The sequence below is a fragment of the Pseudomonas sp. Irchel 3F6 genome, assembly GCF_900187595.1.
In the GTDB taxonomy this organism is placed as follows: domain Bacteria; phylum Pseudomonadota; class Gammaproteobacteria; order Pseudomonadales; family Pseudomonadaceae; genus Aquipseudomonas; species Aquipseudomonas siliginis.
In genome coordinates, this window is record NZ_FYDP01000007.1 from 70,499 (window position 1) to 93,426 (window position 22,928).

General features: G+C 59.6%; 21 protein-coding genes and 1 pseudogene. 7 read left to right on the forward strand and 15 right to left on the reverse strand.

Going from position 1 to position 22,928, the window contains the following annotated elements:
- Nucleotides 1–67 precede the first annotated feature (67 nt).
- The 5 genes from fkpB to murJ form a co-directional block, all read right to left on the reverse strand.
- Nucleotides 68–520 (reverse strand): FKBP-type peptidyl-prolyl cis-trans isomerase, encoded by a 453-nt coding sequence (gene fkpB, locus CKW30_RS21395; protein WP_056790492.1) that lies wholly within the window; start codon nucleotides 518–520, stop codon nucleotides 68–70.
- Nucleotides 513–1,025 carry a signal peptidase II gene (gene lspA / locus CKW30_RS21400; RefSeq protein WP_095181846.1) on the reverse strand — a complete coding sequence of 171 codons (513 nt, stop codon included), beginning with the start codon at nucleotides 1,023–1,025 and terminating at the stop codon, nucleotides 513–515. Before lspA ends, fkpB begins: the two co-directional genes overlap by 8 nt.
- Complete coding sequence (ileS, locus tag CKW30_RS21405) at nucleotides 1,018–3,849, reverse strand: isoleucine--tRNA ligase (protein WP_095181847.1); 2,832 nt, start codon at nucleotides 3,847–3,849, stop codon at nucleotides 1,018–1,020. Before ileS ends, lspA begins: the two co-directional genes overlap by 8 nt.
- 13 nt (nucleotides 3,850–3,862) lie before the next feature.
- Nucleotides 3,863–4,801, reverse strand: a complete 939-nt coding sequence (gene ribF / locus CKW30_RS21410) for a bifunctional riboflavin kinase/FAD synthetase (RefSeq protein ID WP_016773125.1) — start codon at nucleotides 4,799–4,801, stop codon at nucleotides 3,863–3,865.
- 129 nt (nucleotides 4,802–4,930) lie between these two features.
- The gene (murJ, locus tag CKW30_RS21415; RefSeq protein ID WP_095181848.1) at nucleotides 4,931–6,469 is read right to left on the reverse strand and encodes a murein biosynthesis integral membrane protein MurJ; all 1,539 of its coding nucleotides are present in this window, start codon (nucleotides 6,467–6,469) and stop codon (nucleotides 4,931–4,933) included.
- Nucleotides 6,470–6,721: 252 nt separating this feature from the next.
- Here murJ and rpsT point away from each other — a divergent pair, with 252 nt between their 5' ends.
- Nucleotides 6,722–6,994 carry a 30S ribosomal protein S20 gene (gene rpsT / locus CKW30_RS21425; protein ID WP_003228351.1) on the forward strand — a complete coding sequence of 91 codons (273 nt, stop codon included), beginning with the start codon at nucleotides 6,722–6,724 and terminating at the stop codon, nucleotides 6,992–6,994.
- 185 nt (nucleotides 6,995–7,179) lie between these two features.
- Here rpsT and CKW30_RS21430 read toward each other — a convergent pair whose 3' ends face one another.
- The 5 genes from CKW30_RS21430 to rplU form a co-directional block, all read right to left on the reverse strand.
- Nucleotides 7,180–7,647 (reverse strand): CreA family protein, encoded by a 468-nt coding sequence (locus CKW30_RS21430; RefSeq protein ID WP_041477794.1) that lies wholly within the window; start codon nucleotides 7,645–7,647, stop codon nucleotides 7,180–7,182.
- A gap of 10 nt (nucleotides 7,648–7,657) precedes the next feature.
- The gene (gene proB, locus CKW30_RS21435) at nucleotides 7,658–8,776 is read right to left on the reverse strand and encodes a glutamate 5-kinase (RefSeq protein WP_039761700.1); all 1,119 of its coding nucleotides are present in this window, start codon (nucleotides 8,774–8,776) and stop codon (nucleotides 7,658–7,660) included.
- A 137-nt stretch (nucleotides 8,777–8,913) separates the two neighbouring features.
- On the reverse strand, nucleotides 8,914–10,137 hold the full coding sequence (cgtA, locus tag CKW30_RS21440) for an Obg family GTPase CgtA (protein ID WP_095181849.1): 1,224 nt from the start codon (nucleotides 10,135–10,137) through the stop codon (nucleotides 8,914–8,916).
- A 193-nt stretch (nucleotides 10,138–10,330) separates the two neighbouring features.
- Entirely contained in the window at nucleotides 10,331–10,588 is a 258-nt protein-coding gene (rpmA, locus tag CKW30_RS21445) for a 50S ribosomal protein L27 (RefSeq protein ID WP_016773121.1), read from the reverse strand.
- Between the two features lie 35 nt (nucleotides 10,589–10,623).
- A complete protein-coding gene (rplU, locus tag CKW30_RS21450; RefSeq protein ID WP_007924746.1) occupies nucleotides 10,624–10,935 on the reverse strand; it encodes a 50S ribosomal protein L21 in 312 nt (103 codons plus the stop codon).
- 241 nt (nucleotides 10,936–11,176) lie between these two features.
- Between rplU and CKW30_RS21455 the strand changes: the two genes are divergently transcribed.
- From CKW30_RS21455 to CKW30_RS21465, 3 genes are all read left to right on the forward strand, one after another.
- Nucleotides 11,177–12,145 (forward strand): polyprenyl synthetase family protein, encoded by a 969-nt coding sequence (locus tag CKW30_RS21455; RefSeq protein ID WP_016773120.1) that lies wholly within the window; start codon nucleotides 11,177–11,179, stop codon nucleotides 12,143–12,145.
- Nucleotides 12,146–12,326: 181 nt separating this feature from the next.
- On the forward strand, nucleotides 12,327–12,668 hold the full coding sequence (locus CKW30_RS21460; protein ID WP_095181850.1) for a zinc ribbon domain-containing protein YjdM: 342 nt from the start codon (nucleotides 12,327–12,329) through the stop codon (nucleotides 12,666–12,668).
- Between the two features lie 204 nt (nucleotides 12,669–12,872).
- Nucleotides 12,873–13,130: a hypothetical protein gene (locus CKW30_RS21465; RefSeq protein WP_016773118.1), complete on the forward strand. Its 258-nt coding sequence runs from the start codon at nucleotides 12,873–12,875 to the stop codon at nucleotides 13,128–13,130.
- Between the two features lie 139 nt (nucleotides 13,131–13,269).
- On the opposite strand, the gene CKW30_RS21470 is transcribed toward CKW30_RS21465, so the two are convergent.
- The 3 genes from CKW30_RS21470 to CKW30_RS21480 form a co-directional block, all read right to left on the reverse strand.
- Nucleotides 13,270–13,887: an FKBP-type peptidyl-prolyl cis-trans isomerase gene (locus CKW30_RS21470; RefSeq protein WP_039761705.1), complete on the reverse strand. Its 618-nt coding sequence runs from the start codon at nucleotides 13,885–13,887 to the stop codon at nucleotides 13,270–13,272.
- A gap of 120 nt (nucleotides 13,888–14,007) precedes the next feature.
- Nucleotides 14,008–14,313 carry a DUF6482 family protein gene (locus tag CKW30_RS21475; RefSeq protein WP_056790499.1) on the reverse strand — a complete coding sequence of 102 codons (306 nt, stop codon included), beginning with the start codon at nucleotides 14,311–14,313 and terminating at the stop codon, nucleotides 14,008–14,010.
- 131 nt (nucleotides 14,314–14,444) lie between these two features.
- The gene (locus CKW30_RS21480; protein WP_016773116.1) at nucleotides 14,445–14,933 is read right to left on the reverse strand and encodes a TIGR00645 family protein; all 489 of its coding nucleotides are present in this window, start codon (nucleotides 14,931–14,933) and stop codon (nucleotides 14,445–14,447) included.
- A gap of 160 nt (nucleotides 14,934–15,093) precedes the next feature.
- Here CKW30_RS21480 and CKW30_RS21485 point away from each other — a divergent pair.
- Nucleotides 15,094–16,922: pseudogene (locus CKW30_RS21485) on the forward strand (hypothetical protein).
- Here the strand turns inward: CKW30_RS21485 and CKW30_RS21490 are convergent.
- Nucleotides 16,919–17,239, reverse strand: a complete 321-nt coding sequence (locus tag CKW30_RS21490) for a hypothetical protein (RefSeq protein ID WP_095181851.1) — start codon at nucleotides 17,237–17,239, stop codon at nucleotides 16,919–16,921. The pseudogene CKW30_RS21485 and the gene CKW30_RS21490 overlap by 4 nt on opposite strands.
- A 324-nt stretch (nucleotides 17,240–17,563) precedes the next feature.
- A complete protein-coding gene (locus CKW30_RS21495) occupies nucleotides 17,564–20,002 on the reverse strand; it encodes a Lon protease family protein (RefSeq protein WP_056790505.1) in 2,439 nt (812 codons plus the stop codon).
- A gap of 302 nt (nucleotides 20,003–20,304) precedes the next feature.
- Between CKW30_RS21495 and CKW30_RS21500 the strand changes: the two genes are divergently transcribed.
- Nucleotides 20,305–20,793, forward strand: coding sequence for a DUF3015 domain-containing protein (locus CKW30_RS21500; RefSeq protein ID WP_016773112.1), 489 nt, complete (start codon nucleotides 20,305–20,307; stop codon nucleotides 20,791–20,793).
- 97 nt (nucleotides 20,794–20,890) lie between these two features.
- Nucleotides 20,891–22,744: a DUF4105 domain-containing protein gene (locus CKW30_RS21505; RefSeq protein WP_095181852.1), complete on the forward strand. Its 1,854-nt coding sequence runs from the start codon at nucleotides 20,891–20,893 to the stop codon at nucleotides 22,742–22,744.
- Nucleotides 22,745–22,928 lie beyond the last annotated feature (184 nt).

Below are 22,928 nucleotides of genomic sequence, written 5' to 3' on the forward strand. Positions count from 1 at the left end.
GGTCTGGGGGCGCTTCGCACCCCAGCGGGGATGAATCCCCTCGCCACAGAAGCTCACTCCTGCATTTTTAGATCGCTTTGACGGAAATGATTTCCACGTCAAAGGTCAGCGTCTTGCCCGCCAGCGGGTGGTTGAAGTCGACGGTCACTTGCGTGTCATCGAATTCCTTCACCACTCCTGGCAATTCAGTATTGGCCGCATCGTTGAAGATCACCAGCAGACCCGGCGACAACTCCATGTCGTTGAACTGCGAACGCGGGATGGTCTGCACGTTCTGCGGGTTTGGCTGTCCGAAAGCGTTTTCCGGCTCAACGGTCACTGTGCGCCTGTCGCCGGCCTTGAAGCCAAACAGTGCGGCTTCGAAACCCGGCAGCAGGTTGCCATCGCCGACCTTGAAGGTCGCCGGGGCCTTGTCGAAGGTACTGTCGACGGTGTCACCGTTTTCCAGGCGCAAGGCAAAGTGCAGGGTGACTTCGGTGTTCTGGCCGATGCGTTGCTCAGTCGATTGCGGTTCAGTCATGAGCAGCCTCTTCGGTTTTCTTCGATTTGAACATGTCCAGTGCCAGCATGATCGCGCCAACGGTGATCGCGCTGTCGGCAATGTTGAACGCCGGGAAATACCAGCGGTTCTGCCAGTGCACCAGAATGAAGTCGATCACATGGCCCAGGGCAATGCGGTCATACAGGTTGCCCAGCGCGCCACCCAGCACCAGTGCCAGGGCGACGGCCAGCCAGGTTTCGTTGCGACCCAAACGCTTGAGCCAGACCACCAGTACCGCACTGACGACAATGGCGATCAGCGCAAACAGCCAGCGCTGCCAGCCGGAGCTGTCGGCGAGGAAGCTGAACGCAGCGCCAGTGTTGTAGGCCAGCGTCCAGCTGAACAGATCGGGAATGATCACGATCTGTTGGAACATTTCGAGCTTGCTTTCGAAGTAGAACTTGCTGGCCTGGTCAATGACCAGGACCAGCAGGCTCAACCACAGCCAGCTCAGCCGTCCGAAACGGCCAATGGCATCAGGCATAGTGACGAACCTCGCCAGCACCGCTGATGTTGTCGACGCAACGACCGCAGATTTCCGGATGCTCCGGGTTCACGCCGACGTCTTCGCGGCAATGCCAGCACCGCGCGCATTTCGGGAACGCCGATTTGACGATCTTCAGTTTCAGACCGCTGACTTCGGTGGCCACTGCATCGGCCGGAGCCTGCACGAATGGTGCAACGCTGGCAGTCGAGGTGATCAGGACAAAGCGCAGCTCGTTGCTCAGCTTGGCCAGGTCGGCGCTCAGCGCCTCTTCGGCAAACAGCGTCACTTCGGCCTGCAGGTTGCCACCGACGGCTTTCGCCGCACGCTGGATTTCCATCTCTTTGTTGACTGCGACTTTCACTTCCATGATGCGATCCCAGTAGGCGCGACCCAGCTCGAAGCCTTCCGGCAGCTCGGTCAGGCCTTCGTACCAGGTGTTGAGCATGACCGACTCGTTACGCTCGCCCGGCAGGTATTGCCACAGCTCGTCGGCAGTGAAGGCGAGGATCGGCGCGATCCAGCGCACCAGCGCCTCGGAGATGTGGAACAGCGCGGTCTGGCACGAGCGCCGGGCCTTGCTGTCGGCACCGGTGGTGTACTGGCGGTCCTTGATGATGTCGAGGTAGAAACCACCCAGCTCCTGCACGCAGAAGTTGTGGATCTTCGAGTACACGTTCCAGAAACGGTATTCGCCGTAGTGCTCTTGCAACTCGCGTTGCAGCAGCAGCGTGCGATCCACCGCCCAGCGATCCAGCGCCAGCATGTCTTCGGCCGGCAGCAGGTCGGTGGCCGGGTTGAAACCGGTCAGGTTGGAAAGCAGGAAGCGCGCGGTGTTACGGATACGACGATAGGCATCGGCGCTGCGGGTCAGGATCTGATCCGACACAGCGATTTCGCCAGAGTAGTCGGTCGACGCGACCCAAAGACGCATGATGTCGGCGCCCAGCGTATCGTTGATCTTCTTCGGCTCAATCACGTTTTTCAGCGACTTGGACATCTTGCGGCCGGACTCGTCGACGGTGAAGCCGTGCGTCAGCAGTTCGCGGTACGGTGCGTGGTTGTCGATGGCGCAACCGGTCAGCAACGACGAGTGGAACCAGCCACGGTGCTGGTCGGAACCTTCCAGGTAGAGGTCGGCACGCGGGCCGCTCTCGTGGCCCATCGGGTGCGAACCGCGCAGAACGTGCCAGTGCGTGGTGCCCGAGTCGAACCAGACGTCGAGGGTGTCGCTGATCTTGTCGTATTGCGGCGCTTCATCGCCCAGCAGTTCGGCGGCGTCGAGTTTGAACCAGGCTTCGATGCCTTCGACTTCAACGCGTTTGGCGACTTCTTCCATCAGCTCGACGGTACGCGGGTGCAGCTCGCCGCTTTCCTTGTTGAGGAAGAACGGGATCGGCACGCCCCAGTTGCGCTGACGCGAGATGCACCAGTCCGGACGATTGGCGATCATCGAATGCAGACGCGCCTGGCCCCAGGCCGGAACGAACTTGGTGTCTTCGATGGCTTTGAGCGAGCGCACGCGCAGGGTGTCGCCGCTGGTTGGCTCCTTGTCCATGCCGATGAACCACTGCGCAGTAGCGCGGTAGATCAGCGGGGTCTTGTGGCGCCAGCAGTGCATGTAGCTGTGTTCGATGACGGTGGTGTGCATCAGCGCACCGACTTCGGTCAGTTTTTCGACGATGGCCGGGTTGGCCTTCCAGATGAACTGGCCGCCGAAGAATTCCAGCGACGGCACGTACACGCCGTTGCTCTGTACCGGGTTGAGGATGTCGTCGTTGACCATGCCGTATTTCTTGCAGGTCACGAAGTCGTCCACGCCGTAGGCCGGGGCGGAGTGAACCACGCCGGTGCCTGCGCCCAGTTCGACGTAGTCAGCCAGGTACACCGGCGACAGACGATCGTAGAACGGGTGACGGAAGTTGATCAGCTCCAGCTCTTTACCGGTGGTGGTGGCGACGACCGAACCTTCCACGCCATAGCGCGCCAGACAGGCTTCGACCAGCTCTTCAGCCAGCACCAGCAGCTTGTCGCCGATATCGACCAGGGCATAGTTGAATTCCGGGTGCACGTTCAGCGCCTGGTTGGCCGGGATGGTCCACGGGGTGGTGGTCCAGATCACGATCGCAGCAGGTTTGCTCAGCGACGCCAGACCGAACGCGGCAGCCAGTTTGGCCTCGTCAGCGATCGGGAACGCAACGTCGATGGTCGAGGACTTCTTGTTCTCGTACTCGACTTCCGCTTCAGCCAGAGCCGAACCGCAATCGAAGCACCAGTTCACTGGCTTGAGGCCCTTGAAGACAAAACCACCCTTGACGATTTCGGCGAGGGCGCGGATTTCACCGGCCTCGTTCTTGAAATCCATGGTCTTGTACGGATTGGCGAAGTCGCCCAGCACGCCGAGACGGATGAACTCGGACTTCTGCCCTTCGATCTGCTCGGTGGCGTAGGCACGGCACAGCTCGCGGGTCTTATCCGCGCCGAGGTTCTTGCCGTGGGTCACTTCCACCTTGTGCTCGATCGGCAGGCCGTGGCAATCCCAGCCAGGGACATACGGCGCATCGAAACCCGACAGGGTTTTCGAGCGGATGATCATGTCCTTGAGAATCTTGTTCAGTGCGTGACCGATGTGGATCGTGCCGTTGGCGTACGGAGGGCCGTCGTGCAGGACGAACTTCGGACGATCCTTGCCAATCTCGCGCAACTTTCCGTACAGGCCAATACTGTCCCAGCGCTGCAGGATCTGCGGTTCGCGCTGTGGCAGGCCGGCCTTCATTGGGAAGGCGGTGTCCGGAAGGTTTAGCGTGGCTTTATAGTCGGTCATTTAAGGCTCTTCATTAGCGATGGGCGCTAGGTGCGGCTAGTGCACGGGCGGTGGCGACATCCGCATTGATCGCCGTTTTCAATGCCTCCAGAGAGGCGAAGCGCTGCTCTTCACGCAGCTTTTGGTGGAAAACCACCGTCAAACGCCGGTCATACAGATCGCCGGCAAAATCTAACAGATGGACCTCGAGGTGGGCTTTGCCATCTCCTTGCACCGTGGGGCGCACGCCGATATTGGCGACGCCGGGCCAGGTCTTGCCGTCGATGTCGACATTCACCAGATACACCCCGGTAAACGGCACGCGACGACGCTTGAGTTGAATGTTGGCAGTGGGCGTGCCCAGTTGCCGGGCCAGTTTCTGCCCATGCAGCACGCGACCGGCGATGCGGTACGGACGGCCGAGCAAGCGTTCGGCCAAGGCAAAATCGGCCGCAGCCAAGGCGTTGCGCACCTGCGTGCTGCTGACGCGAATGCCGTCCAGCTCGACGGTTTGCGCCGCTTCGACGGTGAAACCGTGAACCTGCCCGGCCTGCATCAGAAAATCGAAATCGCCGAGGCGGTCGCAACCGAAACGGAAATCGTCACCGACCTCCAGATGCTGCACGCCAAGGCCATCGACCAGAATGGTATCGACGAATTCACTGGCGCTGAGCTTGCTCAGCCGCTGGTTGAAAGCCAGGCACAACACCCGGTCGACGCCTTCAGCGGCCAGCAATTGCAGCTTGTCGCGCAACCGCGCCAGACGTGCCGGTGCGGTATCGGGCGCAAAGAACTCCCGTGGCTGCGGCTCGAAAATCACCACGCAGCTGGGTACGCCCAACTCGAGCGCACGCTCACGCAGCCGGGCCAGGATAGCCTGGTGACCACGGTGAACACCGTCAAAGTTGCCAATAGTGGCGACGCAGCCCCGATGCTGGGGGCGCAAGTTGTGGAGGCCTCGAACCAGCTGCATAACGCGCTTCTTGCTCATAAAGTGGTCGATTATAACCACACCCGACGGCCGACGACAGGCAACACCGTAACGCAAAGTGAACGAGCCGACAAAACCGCCGGCCCATGCCTGCTCATGAAGGCTGAAACCTCAGCTCAAGGCCTTGCGATTGAAGTCTCGCAGACGGAAACCCAACAGCAACAACATACCGAAATAGGCCACCACGCCAGCAACTACCAGCGCACCCAGGCGCAAGAAGCGCTCAAACATATGGCCCTCATCCCAGGCGGGCATGAAATGCATGCCGGCCAGCAACACCGCCGACATCACGGTCACCGCAACGACCAGCTTGAAGCCGAATTTGCCCCAGCCCGGTTGCGGTTGATACATCTTTTGCTTGCGCAGTTGATAGAACAGCAGCCCGGCGTTCAGGCAAGCACCGGCACTGATCGCCAAGGCAAGGCCGGCGTGGGCTAGTGGGCCGATCAACGCCAGGTTGAACAACTGCGTGCAGACCAGCGTGAAAATTGCGATTTTCACCGGGGTGCGAATGTTCTGTTGCGCATAAAAGCCCGGCGCCAGCACTTTGATCACGATAATCCCGAGCAGGCCGACCGAATAGGCAATCAGCGCGCGTTGGGTCATCTCGGCATCAAAGCCACTGAACTGACCGTACTGGAACAACGAAACAGTCAGCGGCTCGGCAAGAATCCCCAGTGCCAGCGCGCACGGCAACACCAGCACAAAGCACAGGCGCAGCCCCCAATCGAGGATCCGCGAGTATTCGTGGCGATCCTTGCTGGCGTAGGTCTTGGCCAGCGTTGGCAGAAGAATCGTGCCGAGCGCCACGCCCAATACGCCCGACGGCAATTCCATCAAGCGGTCGGCGTAATACATCCACGACACCGAACCTGCGACCAGAAACGAGGCGAAGATGGTGTTGATGATCAATGAAATCTGACTCACCGACACGCCGAGAATCGCCGGCAGCATCTGCTTCATCACCCGCCACACGCCGCTGTCGCGCAGGTTCAGGCGTGGCAGCACCAGCATGCCGATCTTTTTCAGGTGCGGCAGCTGATACAGCAACTGCGCCAGACCGCCTACCAGCACCGCCCAGCCAAGAGCCATGACCGGTGGATCGAAATACGGCGTGAGGAACAGCGAAAACACGATCATGCTGACGTTGAGCAGAGTCGGTACGAAGGCCGGCACCGAGAAGCGGTTCCAGGTATTCAGAATCGCGCCGGCCAGCGACGACAGCGAGATCAGCAATATATAAGGAAAGGTCACCCGCAACAGATCAGAGGTGAGCTGGAATTTTTCCGGGGTATCGGTAAAACCCGGCGCCGTGGCCCAGATCACCCAGGGCGCGGCGATCATGCCCAGTGCAGTCACAACCGCCAACACTAGCGTCAACAGGCCCGACACATAGGCAATGAAGGTACGCGTCGCTTCTTCGCCCTGCTGGCTTTTATATTCGGCCAGAATCGGCACGAACGCCTGGGAGAAAGCCCCTTCGGCAAAGATCCGCCGCAGCAGGTTGGGCAATTTGAAAGCAATAAAGAAGGCATCCGTGGCCATCCCGGCGCCGAATGTCCGCGCGATCAGCGTGTCACGAACAAAACCCAGAATCCGGGAAAGCATCGTGATAGAGCTGACGGCGGCCAACGATTTGAGCAGATTCATTGAGAGAGTTTGTGCCTGTCGATAAACAGCAGGCGAACAATGCGCCTACTTGTGCGATACTCCGCGCCGCAACAGCACAGAGCCAAAGCTCGCGAGTTTACAGGTCAAGCGCCGGAAATAAATATCCCGCCTCTTTATACCTACCACTTAGCGGAACGATTCAAGTGCCCTTGACAAGACAAGTCTTCATCGGCATGATTCGCGGCCTATTTTGTTTGCTATTTCCTAAAAAGTCTTTCGAGGAGCTCGACGGTGGCCAACTCACCTTCCGCCAAAAAACGTGCAAAACAGGCTGAGAAGCGTCGCAGCCACAACGCCAGCCTGCGTTCCATGGTTCGTACCTACATCAAGAATGTAGTTAAGGCCATCGACGCAAAAGACGCTGAAAAAGCTCAAGCTGCATACGTTCTGGCTGTGCCAGTTATCGACCGCATGGCCGATAAAGGCATCATCCACAAGAACAAGGCTGCTCGTCATAAGAGCCGTCTGAATGGCCACGTCAAAGCGCTGAAAGAAGCCGCTTAATCGACGTAGTCATTAAAAAACCGACCTCAGGGTCGGTTTTTTATTGCCTGTGATTTAACAAGCTACAGGCAAAAAAAGTGTGGGAGCGAGCCTGCTTGCGAATGCGATCTGCCAGTTGATATTTCTATCGACCGACATGACCTCTTCGCGAGCAGGCTCGCCCCCACAGTTCGGATTGGTGGCGCTTATTGCTGGACCGGCACCCACGGCAGGATCGGGATGGCCGTGACCGCATTCTGCGGACTACCCTCGATCAAGCGATCGCTGTAGACCAGATACACCAGCGTGTTGCGCTTCTTGTCGAGGAAACGCACCACTTGCATGGTCTTGAACACCAGCGAGGTGCGCTCCTTGAACACCTCGTCGCCGTCCTTCAACTCACCCTTGAACTTGATCGGCCCGACCTGACGACAAGCGATCGAGGCTTCGGCACGATCCTCGGCCAGACCAAGACCACCCTTCACTCCGCCAGTCTTGGCGCGCGACAGGTAGCAGGTCACACCTTCGACTTTCGGATCGTCGAACGCTTCGACCACAATCCGGTCATTCGGCCCGACAAACTTGAACACCGTCGACACCTGACCGATTTCCTCGGCCGAGACCAGCAACGGCATGGCCATCAGCAGGCCCAACAACCCTTTCGCTACACGCATCGAATTTTCCTTAGACCAGAATCAGGTTGTCACGGTGAACCAGTTCCGGCTCCGCCATGTAACCGAGCAAACCGACAATCGCATCCGACGACTGACCGATGATTTTTTGCGCTTCCAGGGCGCTGTAATTGGCCAGACCCCGCGCAATCTCCCGACCGTCCGGCGCCACACAGACGACCATCTCACCGCGACGGAAACTGCCCTGAACCAGTTTCACCCCCACCGGCAGCAGACTTTTGTTGCCCTTGGACAACGCCGACACCGCCCCCTCATCCAGCACCAGGGTGCCACGGGTTTGCAGGTGCCCGGCCAGCCACTGCTTGCGCGCCGCGAGCATGCCGCGCTCCGGCGATAGCAGCGTGCCAATGCGCTCGCCCGCCTTCAGGCGATCGAGCACACGCTCAAGCCGCCCGCCGACGATGATGGTGTGCGCACCGGAACGCGCTGCCAGGCGTGCCGCACGCAACTTGGTCTGCATGCCGCCGCGCCCCAGCGCACCACCGGTACCGCCTGCAACCGCATCGAGCGTCGGATCATCGGCGCGCGCTTCATAAATCAGCTGCGCATCGGGATTGTTGCGCGGATCAGCGTCGAACATGCCGTCGCGATCAGTGAGGATCACCAGCAGATCGGCCTCGACCAGATTGGCCACCAGCGCCGCCAGCGTGTCGTTGTCGCCGAAACGGATTTCATCGGTGACCACGGTGTCGTTTTCATTGATCACCGGAATGACCTTCAGCTCGACCAGTGCACGCAAGGTGCTACGGGCGTTGAGGTAGCGCTTGCGGTCGGACAGGTCGTCGTGGGTCAGGAGAATCTGTGCAGTGTGCCGGCCATGCTCGGCGAAGCTCGACTCCCACGCCTGCACCAACCCCATCTGACCGATTGCAGCGGCCGCCTGGAGCTCGTGCATGGCACTGGGTCGTGCGGTCCAGCCCAAGCGACTCATGCCGGCCGCTACCGCCCCGGAGGACACCAGCACCAGCTCGACGCCCGCCTCATGCAGCGCCACCATCTGCTCGACCCAGACACTCATTGCCGCGCGATCCAGCCCTTTGCCGTCAGCTGTCAGCAAAGCGCTGCCGATCTTCACGACCCAACGCTGCGCACCTGTCACCTTGCTCCGCATCATCTTCAACCTTAGCTTGAGGGCAGCGCGACCTGGCACTGCCCGTGACGTTAATCGTGGCGATTGCTGACCAACGATCGATTTCCGGATACTAAAACGCCGCTCGATTGAGCGGCGTTCAAGTTTATCGCAACGGATCAGTCACGCACGTAAATGATTTCCGGACCGTCTTCGTCATCCACATCTTCTTCGTCCCAGTCATCGTCGCCGATGTCATGGACCGACTTCACGCCACTGCGACGCAGGGCACGCTTGTCGTCCAGCGCCTGCAACTGCGCACGGGCTTCGTCTTCGATGCGCTGATCGAGATCGGCCAGCTCTTCCTTGTACGCAGGGTCTGCGGCGAGGCGATCGGCACGGTCTTCCATGTAACGCATGATGTCGTGGCACAGACGCTCGGTACCGATCTTGGCGATGGCCGAGATCACGTACACCGGACCAGTCCATTCCAGGCGATCGACGATTTCCTTGACGCGAGCATCGTGCTCTTCTTCAAGGATCTGATCGCACTTGTTCAGCACCAGCCAGCGATCACGCTCGGCCAGCGACGGGCTGAACTTGATCAGCTCGTTGACGATCACTTCAGCTGCGTCCGGCGCACTGGAATCATCCAGTGGCGCCATATCGACGAGGTGCAGCAGCAGACGCGTACGCGCCAGGTGCTTGAGGAAGCGAATGCCCAGGCCGGCACCGTCGGAAGCGCCTTCGATCAGACCCGGAATGTCGGCAATGACGAAGCTTTTCCAGCGATCGACGCTGACCACACCCAGGTTCGGCACCAGTGTGGTGAACGGGTAGTCGGCGACTTTCGGCTTGGCGGCCGAGACCGAACGGATAAAGGTACTTTTACCGGCGTTCGGCAAGCCCAGCAGACCGACGTCGGCCAGCACTTTCATTTCCAGTTTCAGGTCACGCTGCTCGCCCGGCTTGCCTGGCGTGGTCTGACGCGGCGCACGGTTGGTACTGGATTTGAAACGGGTGTTGCCCAGACCGTGCCAGCCGCCCTGGACCACCATCAGTTTCTGACCAGCCTTGGTCAGGTCGCCGATGACTTCCTGGGTGGCGGAGTCGATCACGGTAGTGCCGACCGGCACGCGCAGGATCAGGTCTTCGCCCCTCTTGCCGGTGCAGTCGGTGCTGCCACCGTTGGAGCCACGCTCGGCATCGAAGTGACGGGTGTAACGGTAGTCGACCAGGGTATTGAGGTTTTCGTCGGCCATCATGTAGATGGAACCGCCGTCACCCCCATCACCGCCGTTCGGGCCACCATTTTCAATGAATTTTTCCCGACGGAAACTCATGGCACCGTTGCCACCGTCACCGGCCTTTACGCGAATCGATACTTCATCAACAAACTTCATAACCAACGCCTCTCGCCGTACGGACGAGCCGAAAAACAATCAAGACATAAGACTCTTGCAAAAATGAGCGCAGCGACCCCAAGACACGACCTGCATCGCACGCCGACAGCCCATACAAACAGCTTTGCAAGAGACTCACCCCACAAACGAAAAAGCCCCGTCGCAAGACAGGGCTTCTCCAGCGATCTCGCGATTAAGCCGCGATTACGCTCACGTAACGACGACCGAAGGCGCCCTTTACTTCGAACTTGATCACGCCTTCGATTTTAGCGAAGAGAGTGTGATCCTTGCCCATGCCAACGCCGTAGCCAGCGTGGAATTGGGTGCCGCGCTGACGCACGATGATGTTGCCGGCCTTGATGACCTGGCCGCCATACATCTTCACGCCAAGGCGTTTGGCTTCTGAGTCGCGACCGTTACGGGTACTACCACCAGCTTTTTTGTGTGCCATGAGTTCAATTCTCCTAGTGAGGAATTAGGCTGTAATTAAGCCTGAATACCGGTGATTTTGATCTCGGTGAACCACTGGCGGTGGCCCATACGCTTCATGTGGTGCTTACGGCGACGGAACTTGATGATGCGGACTTTATCGTGACGACCTTGGGAGATCACTTCAGCCTTGACGGTTGCGCCAGCAACAACTGGTGCGCCGATGTTCACGTCGTCGCCGTTGGCGACCAGCAGAACGCGATCAAAAGTCACGGATTCGCCAGTAGCGATTTCCAGTTTTTCGATCTTCAGGTATTCACCTTCAGCGACCTTGTATTGCTTACCGCCGGTAACGATTACTGCGTACATGGTATTTCTCCGATAATCCTGCTCACCCAGCTCTTTATAAGAAGAGGTATTGGCTGGCATGGCTGCATGGGGCTGGAACGGCCCAAGTGCAATTGCGTAAGGCAGGTGCTGCCCAGGAAGTTCAGGGTGCGCGATTGTACGCAAGCAATCTGCCTCGCGCAAGTGGCCGTCCATCGCGCCTTGACAGGTCTGGACGGGGGTCCTAGCATGCCGCGCAACCCTTCTGGAGCGACTCTCGCTGATGCAACCCCAAGCTTTCTACCGCGCGGTGGCGGACGATTTTAGCGCCGTCGACGGCATCATCAAGAAGCAGCTGACGTCTCGAGTGCCGCTGGTATCGAAAATCGGCGATTACATCACGTCGGCCGGCGGCAAACGCCTGCGTCCTTTATTAGTGTTGCTGTGTGGCAAGGCCTTGGGTCGCGAAGGCGACGACATGCGCCTGCTGGCCGCCACCATCGAATTCCTGCACACCGCGACCCTGCTGCATGACGACGTCGTCGACATGTCCGGCATGCGCCGTGGCCGCTCGACCGCCAACGCCATGTGGGGCAATGCCCCGAGCGTGCTGGTCGGCGACTTCCTGTATTCGCGCTCGTTCGAAATGATGGTCGAACTGGGCTCGATGCCGGTGATGAAGATTTTGTCTCAAGCCACGCGGATCATCGCTGAAGGCGAAGTGTTGCAGCTGTCCAAGGTGCGAGACGCCAGCACCAGCGAAGAAACCTACATGGAAGTCATCCGCGGCAAGACCGCGATGCTCTTCGAAGCCTCGACCCACAGCGCCGCCGCCCTGGCTGGCGCGACCGCCGAGCAGAGTGAAGCCCTGCGCACGTTCGGCGATCACCTGGGTGTGGCGTTCCAGCTGGTTGATGACTTGCTCGACTACAAAGGCGACGCGGAAACTTTGGGCAAGAACGTCGGTGACGATCTGGCCGAAGGCAAGCCGACCCTGCCGCTGATCTACACCATGCGCGAAGGCACGGCCGAACAGGCGGCACTGGTGCGTCAGGCGATCCAGAAAGGCGGGATCGAAGACCTGGAAAGCATCCGCATCGCCGTCGAAGCGTCCGGCTCGCTGGAGTACACCGCGCAACTGGCCCGCGATTACGTGGCCCGCGCGATCAAGTGCCTCGAGGCGCTGCCGGCCAGCGAATATCGCGATGCGCTGGTGGAACTGAGCGAGTTCGCGGTAGCCCGCACGCACTGATTCATCCCCTGTGGGAGCGAGCCTGCTCGCGAAAGCAATCTGCCAATCGACTCAATGTTGACTGACACAGCGCTTTCGCGAGCAGGCTCGCTCCCACAGTTGTTTCTGCGCTATGCCCTCCTCCGCGTAAAACCCTATACAATGTGCGCCCTTTAGTCCTCCTGATACCCAAGGAACCTTAGTGAGCACGTTGCCACCCTGCCCGAAATGCAATTCCGAATACACCTACGAAGACGGCACCCAACTGGTCTGCCCCGAGTGCGCCCACGAGTGGTCTGCCAGCGGCGAAGCCGAAGTGGCGACCGATGATGCCGTGAAGAAAGATTCGGTCGGCAACGTCCTGCAGGACGGCGACACCATCACCGTGATCAAGGACCTCAAGGTCAAAGGCACGTCGCTGGTGGTCAAGGTCGGCACCAAGGTCAAGAACATCCGCCTGTGCGACGGCGATCATGACATCGACTGCAAGATCGACGGCATCGGCCCGATGAAGCTCAAATCCGAGTTCGTCAGAAAAGTCTGAGCCTTGCGTCAGCCATCCCGCGCCAGTCGTGGGATGGAGCTTTGCCCTCCCCGCTCCAGCTCAATGAATTCGCGCATGGCCATCAGCCAGCCATTTTGACCTGACACAACCTTTACCCGGAAAAATCCACGATCCGCCAATAGGCACTTGCTATTTAATGAATAAGAATTATTCTCATTGAAACCTTTCAAGGAGATGAGACCCATGACTTATTTGATCGACGCCTGGCTGGATCGCCCACACCCGTATCTCAGAATCCTCCATCGAGAAACCGGCGAAGTCTGTGCGGTGCTTGAAGAAGAAGCCTTGCATGAGCTGCAGGATCAAGGTGATCTGGACGTCAGCAGCCTCAACTCCAGCGAGCCGCTGGTGCTCAAGGAGCTGGTGCGCAATCTGTTCCTGTTCTGCTATGCCCGGGCGTTGCGCCCGACCAATGAGCTGCACAACAAGATCGAAATATGAGCAGCATTAAAAAAACCTGTGGGAGCGAGCTTGCTCGCGAAAGCGATAAATCAGTCAACGAATGAGTCGACTGAAAAACCGCCTTCGCGAGCGAGCTCGCTCCCACATTTTTTAGCCCGCCATCTAGGCAGGCTCGGTATTACAGAACGTCCAGCAGCTCGACGTCGAATACCAGAACGCTGTGCGGCGGGATGCTGCCCACGCCTTGTGCGCCGTAAGCCAGTTCGCTCGGCACGTACAGGCGCCATTTGCTGCCGGCATTCATCAGTTGCAGGGCTTCGGTCCAGCCAGCGATCACGCCGCCAACCGGGAATTCTGCAGGCTGGCCGCGCTCGTAGGAGCTGTCAAACACAGTGCCGTCGATCAGGGTGCCGTGGTAATGCGTACGTACCTGGTCTTCACGGGTCGGCTTGGCGCCTTCGCCCTGAGTCAGCACTTCGAATTGCAGGCCGGAGGCCAGAGTGGTGATGCCGTCACGCTTGGCGTTTTCGGCGAGGAAGGCCAGGCCTTCGCCAGCCGCGGCTTCAGCCTTGGCCGCTGCTTCGGCTTGCATGATCTCGCGGATCACCTTGAAGCTGGCGGACATTTCTTCCTGGCCAACACGGCTTGGCTTGCCGGCGAAAGCGTCGGTCAGACCGGCCAGGATCGCGTCCAGGCTGACACCCGGTGGCGGGTTGTCGCGCAGCTGGTCGCCGAGTTGACGGCCGATACCGTAGCTGACGCGGGTTTCGTCGGTGGACAGATTTACTTCGGACATGACACTGCTCCGCTGTGCGGACGGCCACAGGACTTGCCGTGCGTGCACAGCGCGTCCCGGCGCGCCCGGAACCAAAAGGGCGAGCAGACTAGCACAGATACCCCGGACTTGGGGCCGGGGCTACAGGGCCGAGCGCCAGGCGAGCGGCACTTTCAGGCTTTCATCGAGGTCACCGACCAGGCCACACATTTCGTCGTGGACCGAGGTGTGCACAAGATTGAAGGGCAGTACCGGAAAGGCATGCAGCAGGTCCCGCGCGTGCTCCACTGAGCGCAGCGTCAGCATATTGCCCTTGAGATCGCTCAACGGATACGCCGTCCCATGCATCCTCGCTTCCAACAGGTAAATGCCCCCTTCCATCGAGATCAGGTTCAACTCGTCGACCTTCCTGGCAACAGCAAACGCGTTCAACTCTTGCAGGTTCATGGAAGCACCTCCCACCGTGGCGAATCGCACCGTTACAGGCATAGGCCGCTGCGCTTGAAAGCACAAGCCACAAACGAAACCGCCCGTCTGTTTCGCAACAGACGGGCGGTTTTTTTGCCTTGATCGGCTGATCAGTGCTTGGTGACCTTGTCCAGGTAACCCATGGCAAATGCGGATACCACAAAAGTCATGTGAATGATCACGTACCACATCAAATGCTCGGGATCGACGTTCTTGGCGTCCATGAAGATACGCAGCAAATGGATCGAGGAAATCGCCACGATCGACGCCGCGACTTTCATCTTCAGCGACGACGAGTCCATGGTGCCCAGCCAGCTGAGCTTCTCTTTGCCTTCGTCGATGTCCAGTTGCGAGACAAAGTTCTCGTAGCCGGAAATCATCACCATTACCAGCAGACCGCCCACCAGCGCCATGTCGATCAGCGACAGCAGCACCAGAATCAGATCCGATTCAGCCATGGCGAAGACGTTGGGCAGGATATGGATGATTTCCTGGAAGAACTTCAATGCCAGCGCCAGCAGACCGAGGGACAGGCCGATGTAGATCGGCGCCAGCAGCCAGCGGGTGGCGTACATTGCATTTTCGATAAAGCGTTCCATTGACTCTCACACAAGGGGCTGGAAATGGCGGCGAGTATAACAGCCCGCTGTGACAGCCAGAAACCGCCGGAAAATCCGCCACCTGCGTGTGTGTGACAAAGTTTTTCTGCTAGTGTCCAAAGCATTGACAGCCCAATGACAGTGGACAGGATGCGTGGAAATGGATGTGCGATCAGCCTTGACGACTGCCGGAATCTGCCTCGCCTTGCTCATCGGCGGTTGCTCGCCCGGCGATGAAAAACAAGTCGCCAACCTTGACGAAAAGACCGCCACCTTCGAACAGTCCCTGGACACGATCAGCGATCCCAAGCTCAAGGACGCCATCACCGAACTCGGCGGTTCGCTGCTGTTGCTCGAACGCGCCCGACTCAAGCTCGACGACATCACCCCGCATACCGAATACGGCGCAGACGCCCTCGCCGTGCTCAAGCACTACCCTACCCCGCAGGCGCTGGTCGATACGTTCATCAACGGCCTGTTCGTGCTGCACAAGGACGCCAGCTCGGATTACCTGACCGATCTGCAACCGGTATTCCCGTTCAACCTGAACATTCCCGGCGGTTTTCTGTTTCCGCACGGCATCGAATGGCATTCGGTGACGCTGAGCAACAAACGGGTGATCGCCTGGCAGCCGGAGTGGTCGGAGACCGACCCCGGCATTCAGCTCAGCCCGTCCAGCTCCAACGTGACCAACCCCGATGACCTGACGGTGACCTACCCGTTCATCGATGGCCTCAACGTCGACAAAAAAAACCTGCCACAACCGGTCAGCCTGCAAGGCCAGGTCGAGGTCATCGCGCCGCGTCGCTTGTACAGTTTCGACCTGACTCAGAAAGACGTCGGCCAGACCCGCAGCAACGACAACCTCAGCGTCAAACTGCTCAGGCTGGAAAAAAATTACGCCGAGGTTGAAGTCAGCAACAGCCTGCCGCTGGCGGCAGAAGTCGCCGAAACCCGGATCAATCCGCTGATCGTCCAGGCCCGCGATGCCAGCGGCCAATACCTGGTGCGCGCCGGTTCAATCAACGAAAGCCCGGAGCAGGTCGAGTTTTACCAGAAGCAACTGACGCAGTTACAGAAGCAGAAGAGCTGGAGCGACACCCTGGAAAACAGCTCAGCGACGAACAGCAAGCCTTCGAGAAAGAACACCCGCGCCGCTACAACAAGGTGTATTTCCACGGCCCGATCGACACACTGGAAGTCTGTGTGCTCGACTTCTCCTCGGCAACAGTGACGCGCAAATCCCTGGACCTGCCGGTGCGCACCTTCAATCCGCACACCACGGCCAAAGCCGTGCAGCCGCTGGATCTGCCAGTTGTGGTGTATGACGATCTGGCCGCCAACTGGCTCAAAGGCGCGGACCTGACCGAGGAACAATTGAAGGCCGGCGTGCGCATTCATCAATCGGTGGAAGAGCCGAGCGCGGCGCGTATCGAGTTTTCCCACCGCCGCACCTTCAATGACGAATTGCTTGGCGACCAACTCAATCCCGGCGTCAGCCCGGTGACTTTCTTCACGGAAAAGCGCGGCGGCAAACTCGACGAGCCGATCGAACTGCCGCCCGAGGCGTATCAGGTCGATCCGCTGCAAGCGACGATTACATATGATCTGAACCTGTTTCCGGAAACCCCGGCGATTGCCGTGGGCTCGATGCCGTTATTTCTGGCCACGGTGGCCAAGCAATCCTACGACGCGCAGTCATTGCCCAAAGGCCTGGCGATCAAGGACAACACGCTGGTGGTCGACCTGAAAACCTTCCCGGCCAACGAATGGCGTTTCTTCGTCAAGGACGACAGTGGCCACTACCTCAAGCAGATTCTTTCGGTCAGCCACGACGCCAGTGCAGAAGGCCCGGCGCTACTCGGCGTGCACTATTTTTACGGTCGCCCGACTCGCGTGGAAACCTATCAGCGCACCGACCTCGCCACCGTGCAATACGGTTTTGAGGTCAAGCTCGACAAGGCGCAGGTCGACCAGTCAGCACCTTAACCGCTGAGGCTGCGCCCACGGCCGCCGTTGATCTGCCGCAACTGGGCTTGCAGGTGCAGGCTCCAGATCTGCGGATCATCGGCCAGTTCGTAACCATGCAAGGTCAGGCTTTCAACGATGGTGTCGAGAATCGACTCGGCCGCGACCGGGCCGTGAAAAGGGCCTTGGGCTTTGATCGCGGAAGGTTGTTCGCCGGCCATGCCGGCCGCGAAGAGCAGCGTCCACATGCCGTTGTCGCCGGCCAGCGGCTTGACGGCGCATTCGATCCGGGTCACCAGACCCAGGCATTGACGGGTGAGACAGAGGTTGCGCGACATGGCGGCGACCCTCGGTAAAGCCGGTATTCAGCCCCCATGGGAGGACTGGCTCGATCCAGTGATACTGTCGATATCCTTGACCTGAGAATAGAAGAAAAGTGTCCCGCGCAAGCCAAATGGAACCAGAAGGCGCCGAATGGTCATTGTGTGAATATTGGCGCCAGACTCGTGACACATTCCCCGAAGATCTCCGCAGAAATCAATCTGGAAAAGCATTGTGGGAGCGAGCCTGCTCGCGAAGACGATGGATCAGCCAACTCATTCGTCGATTGATACAGCGCTTTCGCGAGCAGGCTCGCTCCCACAGGGTCTGGCGTGAACTGATCAGGCCGGTTTGGCTTCGGCGAGAGCCTCCTGCGCCAGCTCCTTCTCGGCCTCTTTCAAGTCCTCTTCGCTGATCATCTCGGCGATATCGCGCAGGCGCTCGACCACTCGGGCATTGATGCTGCCTTCGGGGAATTCGCCATCGGCGTTCGGCTCTCCGGCCGGCTCGCCCACCAGCAGGCTCAGCGCCTCATCGGCCTGACGCACCGCATACACGTGGAACTGGCCGGCGCGCACGGCGGCGAGGACTTTCTCATCGAGCATCAGCGTGGCGACGTTGGCCTGGGGAATGATCGCGCCCTGCTCGCCGGTCAGACCGCGTGCTTCGCAGAGGCGGAAGAAGCCTTCGATCTTCTCGTTGACCCCGCCGACCGCCTGCACTTCGCCAAACTGGTTGATCGAACCGGTGATGGCAAAACATTGCTTGAGCGGGGTTTTCGACAGTGCCGAAATCAGCGTGCACGCCTCGCCCAGCGATGCACTGTCGCCGTCGACGTAACCGTACGACTGCTCGAGCGCAATGCTTGCCGAAATCGCCAGCGGGAATTCCTGAGCGTAACGGCTGCCCAGATAACCGGTGAGGATCATCACGCCTTTGGAGTGAATCGGCTGGCCGAGGTTGACCTCACGTTCGATGTCGACGATACCGCTGCCGCCCGGATAGACCGTGGCGGAAATCCGCGCCGGCACGCCGAACGCCGAATCACCGACCTCCAGCACCGTCAGCCCGTTGCACTTGCCGACTGCTGCACCGTCAGTGTCGATGAGGATGATTCCGGCGAGCATGTCGTCGAGAATCCGCGCCGAGACCCGCCCGGTGCGGGTGGCCTTGGCTTTCAGGGCGCGTTCGATATGGCCGGCGTCGGTCATTTCATCGCCGGCCAGATGGCGAATGAAATCCGCCTCGCTGACCAGTTGGAACAGATCGCCAATGCGCGCCGACAAGCGCCCCTGATGCTCGGCCAGCCGCGCACTGTAGGTCGCCAGCCGTGCCACCGCATCGGCGGTCAGCGGCGCCATACCTTCTTCCGAAGTACGGGTTTTCAAGAGCTGGGCGAACTGCTCGAGGCTTTCGTCGACCATCGGGATGTCTTCGTCGAAGTCGACCAGAACGCGGAACATCTCCTGGAAGTCCGGATCGAGATCCTGCAGCGTGTAATACAGCTGCCGCGCACCAATGATGATGACTTTGACCTGCAGCGGGATGTGCTGCGGATTCAGGGTCATGGTGGCGAAGCGGCCCATCTCGCCCAGCGGCGACTCCATTTTCAGTTTGCGCGATTGCAGGGCGCGTTTGAGCGCATCCCACACGAACGGCTCGCTGAGCATTTTTTCCGCTTCGAGAATCAGGAAACCGCCATTGGCGCGGTGCAGCGCACCCGGACGCAACTGCCGGTAAGTGGTGTAGAGCGCACCCTGATCGGTGGTGTACTCGATGCGGCCGAACAGGTTTTCGTAGGTCGGATGTGGCTCGAATACCACCGGTGCACCGCCGCTGGCCGGATGCCCGACCACCAGGCTTGGTGCGTATTGTTCTTCCAGCAACTTGCGCGCGACGGCGTCGGTCTTGCTGTCGTCGACCAGTTGCTCGACCACGGTTTTCAGCAGGTAGACCTGCATCGCTTGCAGGTAACCGCAGACCCCGGCGTTCTCCGCGTACTTCTCCGACAGCGGCGCCAGCAACGGCTGCAAGGCCAGGGTGATGGTTTCTTCATTGAGGTGGCGCAGTTGATTGTTCGACTCGCGCTTCCACTGCGGCAGGCTGGCGAGTTCTTCGTTCAGGCGCTCTTCGAGGCCGGAAATGTCATCGTGAAAACGCTCGCGCTCGGCTTCCGGCAACTGCGCGAATTCGGCTTCGTCCAGGGCCTTGCCGTCGAGCATCGGCGTGAAGGCGATATTGCTGCTGTCGCGGTACAGGGCGACGTCTTTTTCCAGGGCCAGGCGCTCGATGATGTCCAGCGCCTTGTCGTAGCGCTGGTTGAAGGCGCGGTCGATGGCGCTTTTTTTCTGCTGGTAGGACGGGTGTTCGAAAACCGCCGGAAAAGTCGCCAGCAGGTTGTCGATCAGGCCGTTGATGTCAGCGATGAACGAGGCCGCCGTGCCCGATGGCAGCTCCAGTGCACGCGGTTCGCGCGGCTCATCGAAGTTGTTGACGTAGACCCAGTCCGCCGGGGTCTGCAGGCGCTTGCCTTCGGCTTTCAGGTAGCGTTTGACGAACGAAAAACGGCCAGTGCCGGGCTCGCCCATGACGAATACGTTGTAACCGGGGCGTGGCATCGCCACACCGAACTGCAAGGCTTCGACCGCGCGTTCCTGGCCGAGCACACCGCGAAAGGGCTCCAGATCATTGGTGCTAGTGAAGCTGAACTGTTCAGCGGAAAACGGACGAGTCAGCGCTTCGGGCGCAAGACGCAGGCTGGCAGCAACAGGATCAGGCATCGGGCTTCCTTAACAATCAGGCGGGGCAGGTAGCGGCATTCTGGCGCTGCCCGTGCCCCACTGGCAAGGCGCGCCACATGACAAAGCATAGACAAGCGCGCGGCCGGCCGACGCATCCCGATAAATCAGAGGTTTATTCCAAATATTTTGCAAAAAATCACGGAACCGCTGGAACGTGCCTAAACTCCAAACTGCGCGGCTGGAACTAATACCGGCCCACTGACACTTTCGGTTCTGTCCTCGGGCAGAGCGCGAAGGGCCAGAACCCTGTCCATTGGTATGCACATAAAGAGAACAAAGCTATGAAACGGATTCTTCTCGGTACTCTCTTCACCGCTGTATCCATCAACGCAATGGCGCAAGCCCCGGGCGGCCCGGATTGCGGTTGGGGCAACATGCTGTTCGAAGGTCAGCGTGGCACCCCGGCGCACTTCCTTGCTTCCACCACCAACGGCACTTCCGGTAACGCCACGTTCGGTATGACTTCCGGCACCAACGGTTGCTCGACCAACGCATCGCTGACCTACGGCGGCAAATCCTGGTTCGCCATGAATGGCATGATGAACGAGCTGTCCGAAGACATGGCCAAAGGCAATGGCGAAGCGCTGACCACTTATGCCGTGGTCCTGGGCGTAGCACCGGAAGATCGCGCGCACTTCGCGCAAGTGACCCACGAGCACTTCCAGCAGATCTTCAGCAAGGCTGACGTGACCGCTGAAGACGTGCATACCAACACCCTGGCGGTACTGAAATCGGACCCACGTCTGGCCAAGTACGCAACTCAGGCTTAAGCTCGACCCCGCCCGCTTCCTTCGGGAAGCGGGTTTTGTTTTTTTGGCCCGCCCCTCTTTGGGTCTTTTATTTCTTTTCCTGTTCAAGTTGCCGACTATGCTCAAACGCCTTGCCTGGCTGGCGCTCTGTGTCTGCGCCCCGCTGTCCGCCGCGCCTCACATCGATCCTCAACGTTTGCAGCAACTGGCCAACGACCGCTTCTGGATTTCCCTCGGTCATTACGAAACCGCCAAACTCGGCGGCTGGCGCAGCTATGTCAGCGACAAGAAGTTCTTTCTCGCGCCCGATGGCAACGAGCATCCGGACCGCGAACTGGCCGCCACCGTGCAGGCGCTGTACGCCCCGGCCAGCCTCGGCGAGCAACACGCACAATGCGTATACCCCGCGCGCACACGCTGGCTGAAAGCGCAGCTCAATCTCACCGACCTGCCAGCGCCCGAATGCGCCGAATACAAGCAATGGTTCAAGGACGTCTCGCCGCACAGCGCGGTGATGATCTTCCCGGCGGCGTATCTCAATAGCCCTTCGTCGATGTTCGGCCACACCCTGCTGCGCATCGATCAGGCGGATGTGCAGGCCGACAAGACTTCGCTGCTCAGCTACGCGATCAACTTCGGTGCCTACATCGAAGGCTCGGACAACAGCATTCTGTATGCCTGGAAAGGCTTGATGGGCGGCTACCCGGGGCTGTTTGCGCTGGTGCCGTATCAGGAAAAACTCTCGGAATACCGCAGCCTGGAAAACCGCGACCTGTGGGAATACCGCCTCAACCTGACTCAGGAAGAAACCGCACGCATGGTCGAACATGTGTGGGAGCTCAAGCAGATCCAGTTCGACTACTTCTTCTTCGACGAAAACTGCTCGTATCGTCTGCTGGAACTGCTGCAAGTGGCGCGACCGAGCCTGCGCCTGACCGAACAATTCCCGCTGACCGCGATCCCGACCGACACTGTCAAAGCGGTGAAAGAGGCCGGGCTGGTCGAACACATCGAATATCGCCCGTCCCGCGAACGTGAACTGCTCAGCCGCGCCGAACCGTTGAGCGATGAAGAACAGCAATGGGTGCTGAAAGTCAGCGCCGATCAAAAAGTCCTGCAAGAGCCGACGTTCAAGGCGCTGCCGCGCGCGCGCCAGGCGTTGATCGTCGACGCCGCCTATCGTCTGGAGCGCTACCGCGCCAACGGCCAGGAGCGCGACCCGCAACGAGCGCAGCGCAGTTTCGAACTGCTGCGGGCGATCAACAAGAACCCGGCGCCGGAGCTGGAAATTCCGCAACCCGGTCTGCCCGAAGATGGCCACGAGTCCCGCACCTGGCAGGCCGGCCTAGGTACGCGAGGCGATCGCGCCTTTGGCGAATATGGCCTGCGCATGGCTTATCACGACCTCAATGACAACGCCGAAAGCTTTCCTCTCGGCGCGCAGATCGAGATCCTGCAACTGAAGCTGCGCCAATACGAAAGCAATGACTGGCAGTTGCAGCAACTGGACCTGGCGACCATTCGTTCGCTGACACCGCGCAACGAGCTGCTGCAACCGCTGTCGTGGCAAGTCACCGGTGGCCTTGAGCGCGTGCCGGGCAAGCATGACGACGAAACGCTGGTCAGCCATGTCAACGGTGGCGGCGGCGGCACGTGGCAGTTGGGCGAAGACGTGCTCGGCTTCGCGCTGGGCACGGTGCGCGTGGAACACAACAACGACTTCGCCGAGTTCGTTTCCCCGGCTGGTGGCTTCAATACCGGCGTGCTGTGGAAAAACCCGCTGGGCAATCTGAGCCTGGAGGCCAAGGGCGACTACTTCTTCAACGGCGAAGTGCGCCGCAGCCTGAGCCTGAATCAGCAGTGGGAGCTGTCGCGCAACCTCGGTTTGCGCCTGAGCGCTCAGCGTGAATTCAGCCAGCTCGCCAGCCCGGAAACGGAAGTCATGCTTGAAGTGAAGTGGTATCACTACTGATCCCGAGCCTGTGTAAATCTCCCTGTGGGAGCGAGCCTGCTCGCGAAAGCGGTGGGTCAGTCAATAGCAGTGTTGCCTGACAAGACGCCTTCGCGAGCAGGCTCGCTCCCACAGGGGCCTTGTGGTGTGCAATGGATTTTTCACAGGCCTTCGACAGCCGCCTCATGAATCCCCTTCTAGACTT

Coding starts and splice junctions, on each gene's coding strand:
- fkpB (WP_056790492.1), bottom strand. CDS start 520: ATGACTGAACCGCAATCGACTGAGCAACGCATCGGCCAGAACACCGAA.
- lspA (WP_095181846.1), bottom strand. CDS start 1,025: ATGCCTGATGCCATTGGCCGTTTCGGACGGCTGAGCTGGCTGTGGTTG.
- ileS (WP_095181847.1), bottom strand. CDS start 3,849: ATGACCGACTATAAAGCCACGCTAAACCTTCCGGACACCGCCTTCCCA.
- ribF (WP_016773125.1), bottom strand. CDS start 4,801: ATGCAGCTGGTTCGAGGCCTCCACAACTTGCGCCCCCAGCATCGGGGC.
- murJ (WP_095181848.1), bottom strand. CDS start 6,469: ATGAATCTGCTCAAATCGTTGGCCGCCGTCAGCTCTATCACGATGCTT.
- CKW30_RS21430 (WP_041477794.1), bottom strand. CDS start 7,647: ATGCGTGTAGCGAAAGGGTTGTTGGGCCTGCTGATGGCCATGCCGTTG.
- proB (WP_039761700.1), bottom strand. CDS start 8,776: ATGCGGAGCAAGGTGACAGGTGCGCAGCGTTGGGTCGTGAAGATCGGC.
- cgtA (WP_095181849.1), bottom strand. CDS start 10,137: ATGAAGTTTGTTGATGAAGTATCGATTCGCGTAAAGGCCGGTGACGGT.
- rpmA (WP_016773121.1), bottom strand. CDS start 10,588: ATGGCACACAAAAAAGCTGGTGGTAGTACCCGTAACGGTCGCGACTCA.
- rplU (WP_007924746.1), bottom strand. CDS start 10,935: ATGTACGCAGTAATCGTTACCGGCGGTAAGCAATACAAGGTCGCTGAA.
- CKW30_RS21455 (WP_016773120.1), top strand. CDS start 11,177: ATGCAACCCCAAGCTTTCTACCGCGCGGTGGCGGACGATTTTAGCGCC.
- CKW30_RS21465 (WP_016773118.1), top strand. CDS start 12,873: ATGACTTATTTGATCGACGCCTGGCTGGATCGCCCACACCCGTATCTC.
- CKW30_RS21470 (WP_039761705.1), bottom strand. CDS start 13,887: ATGTCCGAAGTAAATCTGTCCACCGACGAAACCCGCGTCAGCTACGGT.
- CKW30_RS21475 (WP_056790499.1), bottom strand. CDS start 14,313: ATGAACCTGCAAGAGTTGAACGCGTTTGCTGTTGCCAGGAAGGTCGAC.
- CKW30_RS21480 (WP_016773116.1), bottom strand. CDS start 14,933: ATGGAACGCTTTATCGAAAATGCAATGTACGCCACCCGCTGGCTGCTG.
- CKW30_RS21490 (WP_095181851.1), bottom strand. CDS start 17,239: ATGTCGCGCAACCTCTGTCTCACCCGTCAATGCCTGGGTCTGGTGACC.
- CKW30_RS21495 (WP_056790505.1), bottom strand. CDS start 20,002: ATGCCTGATCCTGTTGCTGCCAGCCTGCGTCTTGCGCCCGAAGCGCTG.
- CKW30_RS21500 (WP_016773112.1), top strand. CDS start 20,305: ATGAAACGGATTCTTCTCGGTACTCTCTTCACCGCTGTATCCATCAAC.
- CKW30_RS21505 (WP_095181852.1), top strand. CDS start 20,891: ATGCTCAAACGCCTTGCCTGGCTGGCGCTCTGTGTCTGCGCCCCGCTG.